Source organism: Reichenbachiella sp. 5M10 (genome assembly GCF_002742335.1).
In the GTDB taxonomy this organism is placed as follows: domain Bacteria; phylum Bacteroidota; class Bacteroidia; order Cytophagales; family Cyclobacteriaceae; genus Reichenbachiella.
In genome coordinates this window covers 3,531,896-3,544,890 of record NZ_MDGR01000007.1, presented here as the reverse complement: position 1 = coordinate 3,544,890, position 12,995 = coordinate 3,531,896, and the positions used below count along the sequence as shown (strand labels likewise).

10 protein-coding genes and 4 tRNA genes are annotated in these 12,995 nt (G+C 42.7%); 12 read left to right on the top strand and 2 right to left on the bottom strand.

Translation table 11 applies throughout. The annotated features are described in order from the left end of the window. Window positions 1–39: 39 nt before the first annotated feature. Together BFP72_RS14195 and BFP72_RS14190 are read right to left on the bottom strand one after the other, a co-directional pair. Window positions 40–1,839, bottom strand: coding sequence for a metallophosphoesterase (locus BFP72_RS14195; protein ID WP_221406526.1), 1,800 nt, complete (start codon window positions 1,837–1,839; stop codon window positions 40–42). A 252-nt stretch (window positions 1,840–2,091) separates the two neighbouring features. After that, window positions 2,092–3,891 carry a M1 family metallopeptidase gene (locus tag BFP72_RS14190; RefSeq protein WP_221406525.1) on the bottom strand — a complete coding sequence of 600 codons (1,800 nt, stop codon included), beginning with the start codon at window positions 3,889–3,891 and terminating at the stop codon, window positions 2,092–2,094. Window positions 3,892–4,229: 338 nt separating this feature from the next. On the opposite strand from BFP72_RS14190, the gene BFP72_RS14185 reads away from it, so the two are divergent. The 12 genes from BFP72_RS14185 to rpoB all read left to right on the top strand — a co-directional run bounded on the left by BFP72_RS14185 (window position 4,230) and on the right by rpoB (window position 12,969). After that, window positions 4,230–4,315 (top strand) — tRNA-Tyr (locus BFP72_RS14185). A 38-nt stretch (window positions 4,316–4,353) separates the two neighbouring features. Beyond that, window positions 4,354–4,426: transfer RNA gene (locus BFP72_RS14180), tRNA-Gly, on the top strand. A 10-nt stretch (window positions 4,427–4,436) separates the two neighbouring features. Then, window positions 4,437–4,508, top strand: a tRNA-Thr gene (locus BFP72_RS14175). Window positions 4,509–4,628: 120 nt separating this feature from the next. Continuing rightward, window positions 4,629–5,816, top strand: coding sequence for an elongation factor Tu (gene tuf, locus BFP72_RS14170; protein WP_099599759.1), 1,188 nt, complete (start codon window positions 4,629–4,631; stop codon window positions 5,814–5,816). Window positions 5,817–5,930: 114 nt separating this feature from the next. Beyond that, a tRNA-Trp gene (locus BFP72_RS14165) sits at window positions 5,931–6,003 on the top strand. 27 nt (window positions 6,004–6,030) lie between these two features. After that, complete coding sequence (gene secE, locus BFP72_RS14160) at window positions 6,031–6,222, top strand: preprotein translocase subunit SecE (RefSeq protein WP_099599758.1); 192 nt, start codon at window positions 6,031–6,033, stop codon at window positions 6,220–6,222. A 21-nt stretch (window positions 6,223–6,243) separates the two neighbouring features. Beyond that, window positions 6,244–6,801 (top strand): transcription termination/antitermination protein NusG, encoded by a 558-nt coding sequence (gene nusG / locus BFP72_RS14155; RefSeq protein WP_099599757.1) that lies wholly within the window; start codon window positions 6,244–6,246, stop codon window positions 6,799–6,801. Window positions 6,802–6,803: 2 nt separating this feature from the next. Then, a complete protein-coding gene (rplK, locus tag BFP72_RS14150) occupies window positions 6,804–7,247 on the top strand; it encodes a 50S ribosomal protein L11 (protein ID WP_099599756.1) in 444 nt (147 codons plus the stop codon). Between the two features lie 12 nt (window positions 7,248–7,259). Beyond that, window positions 7,260–7,958 (top strand): 50S ribosomal protein L1, encoded by a 699-nt coding sequence (gene rplA, locus BFP72_RS14145; protein ID WP_099599755.1) that lies wholly within the window; start codon window positions 7,260–7,262, stop codon window positions 7,956–7,958. Between the two features lie 53 nt (window positions 7,959–8,011). Further along, on the top strand, window positions 8,012–8,542 hold the full coding sequence (rplJ, locus tag BFP72_RS14140) for a 50S ribosomal protein L10 (RefSeq protein WP_099599754.1): 531 nt from the start codon (window positions 8,012–8,014) through the stop codon (window positions 8,540–8,542). A 40-nt stretch (window positions 8,543–8,582) separates the two neighbouring features. Continuing rightward, window positions 8,583–8,963 (top strand): 50S ribosomal protein L7/L12, encoded by a 381-nt coding sequence (gene rplL, locus BFP72_RS14135; protein WP_099599753.1) that lies wholly within the window; start codon window positions 8,583–8,585, stop codon window positions 8,961–8,963. A gap of 133 nt (window positions 8,964–9,096) precedes the next feature. After that, window positions 9,097–12,969, top strand: coding sequence for a DNA-directed RNA polymerase subunit beta (gene rpoB, locus BFP72_RS14130; RefSeq protein WP_099599752.1), 3,873 nt, complete (start codon window positions 9,097–9,099; stop codon window positions 12,967–12,969). Window positions 12,970–12,995: the final 26 nt, after the last annotated feature.

Here is a 12,995-nt window from a genome sequence, read left to right as displayed (position 1 = left end):
TTACCGAGTAGATTTTGAACGGATGGGTTGTCTGAGCCCTCAGTTTGTACGATCGTTGATGCGGGACAAGGCCCCTGTACGGAGGTTTATTTTGAAATGATCTGCAGGAGCTCCGTGAGTGAAATGGTGTGTGATTTTGAGCAGATCATAGATTTGGGAATGGAGCATTGAGGATGAGTCAGGATCAAAGGCTTGATACAACAGCTCGTATTGTGCCAGCCGTTCTTCTCCAATCAGAGCAAAGGCCAATTCGTCCGCACTCCTGAGTCGGTAGAAGTCAAGTATCAAATCGTATCCCGTCCAGGCTTGCCAGTCACTTGTCTTAGATTGAGCTTGTGCCAAAAGTGAAGCAACCTTTTGTCTGGCTGTGGCTGTGTATCTCTGGGAGCTTAGCGCAGAGTCAAAATCCACATGCTCTTGGCTGGCATAGAGTAGATCTAATCCTGTACTTTGGAGCAGTTGGTTTTTCAGCTCCTCTGGCCAGTCTCTTACAAACCGGAAAGCAATGAGCTGTTTGAGATGCCATTCGGTGTATTCGATATAGCTCTTGGCCTCTAGGATTTGACGGTCCCATAGCGGTGAGTTGCCTTGTTCTTTCATATAATCGTACTCCATTTGGTAGAGGGCAAAGAGTTCGTCGAAGCGAGGTACCGTATCTAGGGTGATGGTCTCGATTTCCAACTGTCCCTCAGGGAGGAGGGTCGCGATTTTGTACCCAGGGATATACGCTGCGATAGAAGGGATTTGGACGTTGACCAAGGAGTTTTCCTCGATCAAACGAATGCCCGTGTCGTTGATGTGCATGTGTCCCCCAAAATGGACCGTTAACCCTGCTTTAGCAAAGAGCTGGGCGACTTCTTCGCTGGGGATACGATGGAGTTGCATGCCGTCTTGCCCAAACAATTGCCTGATTTCTCCTGTCGCCTCGTCATAGAAGTCGACCATGGGGTAGTGGCTAAAGGGAATCAGAGTTTTGTCTAGACGTTTAGCTTCTTCCACGATCTTTTTGACCCAAGTGATTAAGTGTCGTTTGTGACTCAAGACGTGATTGTAGCCCGTACTCGCACTGCCGTAACTTTGAGGCTGCTCTGGGTCGTGAGCTGCAGGTTTCGGGATGTAAACATTCGCATCGATGGAAAGGAACCACACGCCTTCGACTGGTTCACAGACGTAGCTCACATCAGGCACTACAAAACCCGGAGATGCGATTGCGTATTGGCGCTGCTCGAGGGCTGATTGCTCTTGAGCTAGGTCATAGGTATAGGATTCATAGTCATAATTCGCAAAGGGACACGACCAGTATAGATGGTCTTTGTTGGGGTAGAATCCAAATTCTCCGAGGAGGGAGAGGATATCATGATACCCCGATTTTTGGACACTAGGAGTCAGTACAACAGGAAGTTCGTCGTTACGTGTAGGAGTATATAGTCCTGATTTGCTCATGATAACCTGGTTTTGTCCATTGGTCCCCAAAAAATCTCTCTTGCCAGCGGGGAGATTGAAAGGACGTACAGGGTCATGATTGCCAGTTGCAAGCAAGAAAGTAATGTCGTGGTGGGTACGGTATTCGTTGAGTATATCGCGTAGTGCGCGGATGTTCATCGGTTGTCCATCGTCACTGAAGTCTCCAGGCATGACGACATAGTGGATCCCCCGAGAGGCGATATCGTCCAGTGCTGCAAGGAATGCGAAGTAGTTTTCGTTGAATATCCGTGTAGAATGAAGCTGTGATCCCATCGTTCGTATCGTGGCAAAACGCTTGCTTTTTGGGTTCCAGACTCCTTGGTAGTCTGTGCTGTCCAATGTAGCGTAGACATCATGCAGATGGACATCAGCCAAGAAGGCTATTTGGACAGACTCTGTTTGCGATTGGCAAGACAAGCCAAAAAGTAAACCTAAAAAAAGTGAAGCTTTGTAAAAGTATCGATTCATGTGTTGGGAACGGTGGGCGCTAGGGCTTACAATTAATCAACCGATAATTTAATGCAATCTTATAGTTTGCCAGTTACCTAAGGATTATCAAAAAGCTATGTTTTGGTAGTTGATCTTTTTCTTTCTGGTGATTCCAGGGAGTCACCAGAAAGAAAAAGATCACTGCAGCAATGGATCCAAGGAATTATAGGCTACCGAGTGGTAATTTGGACGTGCCAAGGTATATATTTCTTGGGCTCTACGCTTTCCTTCGGCTGTTTTTATCATCTCCTTGTATAGCGGCATGAGAAATTTCCTTCGTCCCGTATGGATGAGAAACTCTTGCAACTCAGGGTAGGCTGTTTTGTATTGGTTGGCGATGACGAGGACTCCCCATACTGCGAATATTTCACTGTTGCCCGATTGAGTTAGACCAAATGCCTGATCCAGTACGGCCATTTTTGCTGCTGGATAGGGGGTAGGTAGTGTGCGGATGAAATGGAGCCACTCGTGGGTACTCCACTGTTCTGCGTCATATTCTTCTCGAAGGATTTGTGGATTCTGGTTGTCTACCCAGTTGTCGATCGCTTGCTCCACTCGTATAAATTTGTTGGACACAGGCTGTGGGCAATTGCTGGGTAAGCCTGACTTATAAATCCATTCCTTGTAGAGGGATGGAGACATGTCTATATGATGAGCATCGAGCAAGTCTTTTTGAAGTATGAGGATGAATTCCTCTGTAGTCATTCCCTGAAACGCATGTTCATCGAAGTACTTGCGGACAAAATCGTCCCAAACTTCGCGACCGACTGTTTCTTCCAACATACGGAGCAAGTAGTACCCCTTGTCATATGCGATGGCAGTGACTCCATCGTCGGGGTTTCTGCCCGTGAGGTCGAGTTTGAGATGTGTGTCTGCAGGGTGGATATCATTGATCTCTTTTACTTCTTCCTGGAGATCTTGTAAGGAGAGCAGAGCCAGCATTTCGGCATACTCTCTACCGTAGAGAGCTTCCATGATACGATTTTCAAAATAGACAGTGAAGCCTTCGTTGAGCCAAAAGTCATTCCAAGTGGCATTGGTGACTAAGTTGCCAGACCATGAGTGAGCGAGCTCGTGTGCCACTAGGGATATAAGTGAGCGATCTCCTGCGATGATTGTAGGTGTAGCGAAAGTGAGCCGTGGGTTTTCCATTCCCCCGAAAGGAAAGCTAGGAGGAAGGACGATGACGTCATAGCGTTCCCACCGGTACGGGCCATAGAGGGTTTCAGCGGCTTGGATCATTTGCTCCAGATTTTCAAATTCATAGGCTGATTTGGCGAGAAGGCTCGGTTCTGCATATACACCACTTCGCTTGCCAAGACTGGCATAGGACACATCCCCTACGGTAAGTGCCATGAGGTAGGCGGGTATGGCTTGTTGCATTTCGAATAGATACAGCCCCGAATCGTTTTTTTCGGTGGGGTTGCTTGCGCTCATGAGGGCAAGTAGCTCTTGAGGGACTTGAACTTTTGCAGAATAAGTGAAGCGGATTCCTGGAGAATCTTGAATTGGAATCCACGTCCGAGCCAGTATGGCTTGGGACTGAGTGAATAAGAAGGGAGAGGTTTTGTTTGCAGTTTGTTTGGGGCTGAGCCATTGGAGCGCTTCAGCATCAGGAGAGGTTTTGTAGTGGATTTTGATCGAAGCAGTCGAGGGTGTGATTTTGATTGTCAGTGCTTGGCCTAAATGGACTTGCTCATCCCCTAGTTCGTAAGGGAGGACATGTCCCTCGTTATCCGTGACCGAAAATATCGTGAGATTTTTCGTGTCTAGGATGATTTTTTGAGCTTCAGAAGAATTTTTTAAAATATATGTGGCGCTAGCTTCGATTGTTTTGGTTTGGAAACTTACATTTGCGTCCCAATCCAAATGAGAGATGACAGATTCAGAAGGAATCGCATAAGAATGTGGGTCTGATGGCATTTGGGTTGTCGTCATCTGGTTATCGATGTTTTGATGTGTGCATTGACAAAATAGAGTCAACATAGCAAACATATAAAGTGGAAATAATCGGTTGAGAAATATCATTCTTTGATTTGTTGTTTGTTTCTTTTCTATGGGAGCTGTGGGAGCTTGGCTGGAGATTTTTTCTAGTCAAAAATCGGCCTTTAAACGGCATTAAAAGCATAAAGAAGAAAAAATATAAAAAGCTTAGAAAATAGTTTTGCAAAAATTTGAATAAGAATCAAAAGCATATAATTTTGCACTTCCTAAAAAACGAGAGAGGTGTTTATCTCAGGACTTGATAGGGAAGGTTCTTGAATTTTATTGAACAAGGGGGGATACCAAAGCGGCCAACTGGGACGGACTGTAACTCCGTTGACTTATGTCTTCGCAGGTTCGAATCCTGCTCCCCCCACCATTGGCCGTGCCATGTAAGCATGGTATGATTAGTAATAAGCGGGAGTAGCTCAGTTGGTAGAGCGACAGCCTTCCAAGCTGTAGGTCGCGGGTTCGAGCCTCGTCTCCCGCTCTTATTATTAGCCGATGTAGCTCAGGGGTAGAGTGCTTCCTTGGTAAGGAAGAGGTCACGGGTTCAAATCCCGTCATTGGCTCTTACATTTCTGAGTTATCCTTGTTTGAGAGGATATATTGGCGAGAGTAGTTGCTATGCCCTGGAGGTTTAGCATTTTTATATTTTAAATAAAGTTTTAACTAAATAGGAATTTTCAGACATGGCTAAAGAAACCTTTGACCGTTCGAAACCTCACGTGAATATTGGTACTATTGGTCACGTGGATCACGGAAAGACAACCTTGACCGCTGCAATATCAAAAGTATTGTCAGACAAAGGTCTTGCAGAAATTAAGGATTTTGGTTCTATCGATAACGCTCCAGAAGAAGCAGAAAGAGGAATCACAATCAATACTTCTCACATTGAATACCAAACTGAGAAGCGTCACTACGCTCACGTTGACTGTCCTGGTCACGCGGATTATGTGAAAAACATGATTACTGGTGCGGCTCAAATGGATGGTGCGATCATCGTAGTAGCTGCTACAGACGGACCAATGCCACAAACTAGAGAGCACATCTTGCTTTCTCGTCAGGTAGGTGTTCCTGCTTTGGTTGTATTTATGAATAAAGTCGATTTGGTCGACGATCCTGAACTGCTTGAGCTAGTTGAAATGGAAGTGAGAGAATTGCTTTCTGAGTACGACTTCCCAGGTGATGATATTCCTGTAATCGCTGGATCTGCTCTTGGTGGATTGAACGGTGAGCCAGAGTGGGTTGCTAAAATCGATGAGTTGATGGATGCAGTAGATAACTACATTCCGTTACCAGAAAGAGCAATCGATAAGGATTTCTTGATGCCTGTAGAGGATGTGTTCTCTATTACAGGTAGAGGTACTGTAGCGACAGGTAGAATCGAAAGAGGTGTAACTAACACTGGAGATCCTGTTGATATCATCGGTATGGGTGCAGAAGACATGAAGTCTACAATCACTGGTGTTGAGATGTTTAGAAAAATATTGGATAGAGGTGAAGCTGGCGATAACGTTGGTCTACTTTTGAGAGGTATTGAGAAAGACCAAATCAAAAGAGGTATGATTATCTGTAAGCCTGGTTCTGTAAACCCACACGCTAAATTCAAAGCTGAAGTTTACGTACTATCTAAAGAAGAAGGTGGACGTCACACTCCATTCTTCAACAGATACCGTCCTCAGTTCTACGTAAGAACAACAGACGTAACTGGTGAGATCATGCTTCCAGAAGGAGTTGAAATGGTAATGCCAGGTGATAACGTAACTATCGAGGTAACTTTGATCAACAAAATCGCAATGGAAAAAGGATTGAGATTTGCGATCAGAGAAGGCGGTAGAACAGTTGGTTCTGGACAAGTAACAGAAATCTTAGACTAAGTTCTAAGTTTTTTATAGAAGAGTATCAAATGCGTTTCATTTTACAATGAAGCGCATTTGTTTATATAAAATAAATGTTCTAATTTTGCAATCCTTTTTTGAGGGTTCAAATACACGGGTGTAGCTCAATTGGCAGAGTAGTGGTCTCCAAAACCATTGGCTGGGAGTTCGAGTCTCTCCACCCGTGCAATGTTTAATAGCAAAGGTTTGTACTATGACTAAACTGATTAATTTTTTTAAGGAATCTTATGATGAAATGGCCCACAAAGTTACATGGTCCAAGTATTCAGAACTACAGAGTAGTTCGGTTTTAGTCCTTGTCGCTTCCCTGATCTTTGCGTTGTTCATTGGTCTAATAGATATCAGTTTTGAGAATCTATTGGACTGGTATTATCATAACCTTTAATTAGCCTAAAGTCCTGATATTATGAGTGAACTAAAATGGTACGTAGTTCGTGCTGTCAGTGGACAAGAGAAGAAAGTAAAGTCTTATCTTGAAACTGAAATCACCAGAATGGGTCTAGAAGATTTCATTCCTCAAGTAATGATACCTGCAGAAAAGGTATATGAGATGAGAAATGGAAAAAAGAGAGTCCGAGAGAGAAATTTCTTTCCTGGATACATCTTGATATCTGCTGACATCAATCATGGTGAAGTGCAACACACCATCACCAATATCCCAGGAGTAATAGGGTTTTTAGGGGCAAATGATGGGGGACCATCCAAAACACCTGTCGCACTACGTCAAAATGAGGTGAACCGAATTTTGGGTAAAGTAGACGAGGCGGAAGAGCAAGAAGAACAGCTCGATACGCCGTTTATTGTAGGCGAGGCAGTCAAAGTGATGGACGGTCCATTTAGTGGTTTCACAGGCAATGTGGAGGAAGTCTTCGAAGAGAGGAAAAAGCTTAACGTTATGGTTAAGATTTTTGGTCGAAACACGCCTGTAGAACTTAATTATATTCAAGTAGAAAAAACAGAGTAGAAATGGCTAAGGAAATTAGTGGTTACTTAAAGTTACAGATTAAGGGTGGTGCTGCCAATCCTTCTCCTCCTGTAGGACCTGCGCTAGGTAGTAAGGGTCTTAACATTATGGATTTCTGTAAGCAATTTAATGCTAGAACCCAAGAAAAAGCGGGTCAGGTACTCCCTGTGCTCATTACTATCTACACTGACAAGTCTTTTGACTTTGTAATCAAGACCCCTCCAGCGGCAGTATTGTTACTCAATGCTGCTAATCTCAAAAAAGGTTCTTCTGAATCTAACAGAGATAAGGTAGGTTCTGTGTCTTGGGATCAAGTCAAAGAAATTGCAGAGACTAAAATGCCGGATTTGAACGCATTTACAGTGGAATCTGCAATGAAGTTGGTCGCTGGTACAGCAAGAAGTATGGGAATCAAAGTAAGTGGACAAGCCCCTTGGGCCAATTAATTTAAAATTAAAATGGCAAAATTGACGAAAAATCAGAAACTAGCTGCTGAAAAGTATGACAAGACTCAAAGCTATAGCATTGAGGAAGCATCTAAGCTAGTGAAGGAAATTACTAGAACTAAATTCGACGCATCGGTAGATCTCGATATTAGGTTAGGAGTTGATCCAAGAAAGGCAGACCAGATGGTGAGAGGAGTAGTAGCTCTTCCACACGGAACGGGAAAGGACGTACGAGTACTTGTACTATGTACGCCTGACAAAGAGCAAGAAGCAAAGGATGCAGGAGCGGATCATGTAGGATTGGATGACTATATCAAGAAAATCGAAGGTGGTTGGACGGATATTGATGTCATCATTACAATGCCTACAGTTATGGCCAAAGTGGGTCGTATCGGTCGAGTTCTCGGGCCTAGAGGCTTGATGCCAAACCCAAAATCTGGTACAGTTACTTTGGACGTAGCTAAAGCAGTAAATGAAGTAAAATCTGGTAAGATAGATTTCAAAGTAGACAAGTTCGGTATCATTCATGCGAGTGTAGGGAAAGTTTCTTTCACTCCAGAACAGATCAAGGACAATGCTTTGGAATTGATAAACACAATATCAAAATTGAAGCCTGCAAGTGCAAAAGGTACTTATGTGAAAGTCATTAGTCTTTCTAGTACAATGAGCTCAGGTATCAAGATTGATAAAGGGTCGATTGCTGGATTGTAAAATTAGCTTTAAATATTTCATGCTGGCGACAGTAGGATTTAAAAAGAACTAAGATGACAAGAGAAGAAAAAGCCAAAATTATAGAGGAGCTTTCGGGTAAATTTAAGTCAAGTGGAAACTTCTACTTTACGGATGCAGCAGGAATGACTGTTGCGGAAGTGAATGACTTGAGAAGAAAGTGCTTCGAAAGTGGCGTAGAATACAGGGTAATCAAGAATACCTTGATTAAAAAGGCATTGGAAACAGTCGATGCTGATTTCTCTTCATTGAATGAAGAAGTTTTGACAGGTTTTTCAGGTGTAATGTTTACTGGAGAAGATTCAGCAAACGTACCTGCTAAGCTTATCAAAAAGTTTAAAAAGGATGACAAATTAGATAGACCAAAGCTTAAAGGGGCTTCCATCGAATACGATCTCTTTATAGGTGAGGAACATCTCAATACATTAGCTGATCTCAAGTCTAAAAATGAGCTTATCGGAGAAGTTATTGGATTGTTGCAATCTCCAGCCAAAAATGTTATTTCTTCGCTTCAGAGTGGAGGACAAACACTTTCTGGACTATTACAGACTTTGTCTGAACGTTAATTTAGGTTTCAAATTATTAAAAATTTAATTATTTAAAAAAATGGCAGATTTAAAAGAATTCGCTGAACAGTTGGTTAACCTTACTGTAAAGGAAGTAAATGAATTAGCTGAAATATTGAAAGATGAGTACGGTATTGAGCCTGCTGCTGCTGCTGCGCCTGTAATGGTTGCTGGAGCTGCTGGTGGAGATGCTGGTGGAGCTGAAGAAAAAAGCTCTTTTGACGTAATCTTGAAGTCACCAGGAGGTGCTAAATTGGCTATCGTGAAATTGGTGAAAGAATTGACAGGTCTTGGATTGAAAGAAGCTAAGGAATTAGTAGATGGCGCTCCTAAGCCAGTTAAGGAAGGTTTAGCTAAAGATGAGGCTGAAGGTCTCAAGAAGCAACTAGAAGAAGCAGGAGCTGAAGTAGAGCTTGCATAAGAATTGACAGTTTTTATTTAAAAACGTCTAAATATTTAGACCTGGTCCCGACGCATATCGGGATCAGGTCTTTTCCTGTTTCTGCTTAGGTAGAAGCATTTCCCTTTTTATTGTAACATTAAATTATACGGCCTTGGCTAGTAAAAATAAATCTGAAAGAATTAGTTTCTCTTCTATAAAATCGGTGATAGATTATCCTGATTTTTTGAAGGTTCAATTACAATCTTTTGAGGATTTTTTCCAGTTGGAAACTCCCGCTGAAAAGAGAGTTCAAGAAGGATTGTTTAAGGTGTTTTCAGAAAACTTCCCGATATCTGATTCGAGAGAGAACTTCGTTCTAGAGTTCATCGATTACTTGGTGGATCCTCCGAAGTACAATGTTGACGAGTCGATTGACAGAGGTTTAACCTATTCTGTTCCACTGAAAGCAAAGTTGAGATTGTCTTGCAATGATGAAGACAATGACGATTTTGAAACTATCGAGCAGGAGGTTTTCTTAGGCAACATTCCTTATATGACTGCCAAAGGTTCGTTTGTTGTCAATGGTGCTGAACGTGTGATCGTGTCACAGCTACACAGATCGCCAGGTGTGTTCTTTGCCCAAAGTAAGCACACCAATGGTACAAAACTATATTCTGCAAGAATCATCCCTTTCAAAGGTTCTTGGATAGAATTCGCTACCGATGTAAACAACGTCATGTACGCTTACATTGATAGAAAAAAGAAATTTCCGGTGACGACTCTTTTGAGATCGATCGGTTATGGTTCTGATAAAGATATTTTGGACTTGTTTGGTCTTTCTGAAGAGGTGAATGCCGTCAAAAAGGATTTGGCCAAAGTAGTGGGTAGAAAGCTTGCTGCAAGAGTCTTGAGAACATGGACGGAGGATTTCGTAGATGAAGATACCGGTGAGGTAGTTTCTATCGATAGAAATGAGGTTGTGCTCGAAAGAGATTCAGTAATCGGAGAAGAGGATATCGAAACGATCCTAGACTCAGGTTCTAAATCTATCATCCTGCACAAAAAGGATGTTAACATTACGGATTATTCCATCATCTACAATACGCTGCAGAAGGATAATTCTAACTCAGAAAAAGAAGCGGTAGAACAAATCTATCGTCAGCTTAGAAATACTGAAGCTCCTGATGAACAAACCGCTCGTGACATCATCAACAACTTGTTCTTCAGTGACAAGCGTTATGATTTAGGTGAAGTGGGTCGTTATCGAATCAATAGAAAACTTCAGCTTGATTTGAGCAACGATTCAAGAGTATTGACGAAAGTCGATATCATTTTGATCGTAAAATATTTGATTGGTTTGATCAACTCCAAAGCTGTAGTTGATGATATTGACCACTTGAGTAATAGACGTGTACGAACAGTTGGAGAGCAGCTTTATTCTCAGTTTGGTGTGGGACTGTCAAGAATGGCAAGAACGATCAAGGAGAGAATGAACGTCAGAGACAATGAAGAGTTCAAGCCAATTGACCTGATCAATGCGCGAACCTTGTCTTCAGTGATCAACTCATTCTTTGGCACCAACCAGTTGTCACAGTTTATGGATCAGACGAATCCATTGGCGGAGGTGACTCACAAAAGAAGAATGTCTGCACTTGGACCAGGTGGTCTTTCGAGAGAGAGAGCAGGCTTTGAGGTTCGAGATGTGCACTATACACACTACGGTAGACTTTGTACGATTGAAACTCCAGAAGGACCAAACATTGGTTTGATCTCTTCTCTATGTGTACACGCCAAAGTGAATAGCATGGGCTTCATCGAAACTCCATATAGAGAGGTGGAAGACGGTGTGGTAAATATGACTAGTGATGTCAAATACCTCACGGCTGAAGAAGAAGATACATACAACATCGCACAGGCAAATGCTCCATTGACGGATGATGGAAACTTTGTCAACGATACGGTTAAAGCGAGATTTGAAGGGGATTTCCCAGTAGTGGGACCTAAAGATCTCAAATATATGGACGTAGCTCCAAACCAGATTGTGTCGGTAGCGGCATCTATGATTCCGTTTTTGGAACATGATGATGCCAACCGTGCACTGATGGGATCAAACATGCAGCGCCAAGCTGTCCCACTATTGAAGCCACAGGCTCCAATCGTAGGTACGGGTCTAGAAAAGCGTGTAGCATTGGATTCTCGATCGTTGATTTTGGCGAGACAAGAAGGGGTAATTGACTATGTCGATGCAACCAAGATTTCGGTGAGATATAACACTTCAGAAGACGAGAAGTTGGTTTCGTTTGAGGATGAAGTGACTACTTATGATTTGATCAAATTTAGAAGAACAAACCAAGATACCTGTATCAACTTGAAACCTATTGTTTTCAAGGGAGACAAAGTAGTGGCAGGTCAGCCGTTGTGTGAAGGTTTTGCAACTGAGAACGGCGAATTGGCTTTGGGTAGGAACTTGAAAGTGGCATACATGCCATGGCAAGGATACAACTTTGAGGATGCGATTGTTATCTCTGAGAAAGTAGTGCGCGACGATGTGTTTACGTCGATTCATATCGATGAGTATGAACTCGAAGTAAGAGACACGAAAAGAGGGGAAGAAGAGTTGACTTCTGAAATTCCAAACGTCAGTGAGGAAGCTGTCAAAAACTTGGATGAGCATGGAATCATTAGAGTAGGAGCAGAAATCAAAGAAGGTGACATTCTGATCGGTAAGATTACGCCTAAGGGAGAAACTGACCCAACGCCAGAAGAGAAGCTCTTGAGAGCGATCTTTGGAGATAAAGCTGGAGATGTGAAAGATGCCTCATTGAAGGCTTCACCATCCTTGAGAGGTGTGGTAATTGATACTAAACTATTCTCTCGTCCAAAGAAGGACAAGGATTTAAGAGCCAAAGCGAAGAAGGAAGTAGAGATACTCAAGGCGGCTTACTCTAAAGATCTGAAGGATTTGAGGGTAAAGATCGTGGAGAAACTTGTAGAGCTATTGGGAGGTAAGACCTGTCAAGGAGTAAAGCATAAATTTGGTGAAGAGATCATGTCGAAAGGTGTGAAATTCAACGCCAAAAACATTCAGGAGAATTTCTTCCCAGATAGGAATGTCTATAGAGATGAAAGCAGCTACCATGTCGCAGAAGAAGTCAATTTGATTTCTGACTTGATTTTAGATCATTGGACGACTGATGAAAAAATCAACAAAATGGTTTTTGAGTTGGTGAAGAACTATAACAAGAAAAGAAACGATATCGGTGGTATTTTCAAGAGAGAGAGATTTACACTTGAAGTTGGAGATGAGTTGCCAGCAGGTATTGTGAAACTAGCCAAAGTCTATGTCGCCAAGAAGCGTAAGCTGAAAGTAGGGGATAAGATGGCAGGTCGCCATGGTAACAAGGGGGTTGTCGCAAGAATTGTTCGTGAAGAGGATATGCCATTCTTGGAAGATGGGACACCAGTAGATATCTGCTTGAACCCACTAGGGGTACCATCTAGGATGAACATTGGACAGATCTATGAGACTGTTCTTGCTTGGGCTGGATATAAGTTAGGTAGAAAATACGCTACTCCGATATTTGATGGAGCAACCATGGAAGAAGTGGCTGCTGAGTTGAAGGAGGCGGGATTGCCAGAGTACGGAAGATCATACTTGTACGATGGGTTGACCGGTAAGCGTTTTGATCAACCAGTCACTGTAGGTATTGCTTACATGTTGAAGCTGGGGCACTTGGTCGATGATAAGATGCACGCTAGATCGATTGGACCATACTCATTGATTACTCAGCAACCATTGGGTGGTAAAGCCCAATTTGGTGGACAGAGATTTGGAGAGATGGAAGTTTGGGCACTCGAAGCATTCGGTGCAGCCAACGTACTTCAGGAGATCTTGACAATCAAATCGGATGATGTGATTGGTAGAGCAAAAGCTTACGAAGCGATTGTGAAAGGTGAAAACATGAACAAACCGAATATTCCTGAATCATTCAACGTACTGGTTCATGAATTGAGAGGTTTGGCTCTTGAAATCACTTTAGACTAATTTATTATTGATAACTAGGCCGTCTC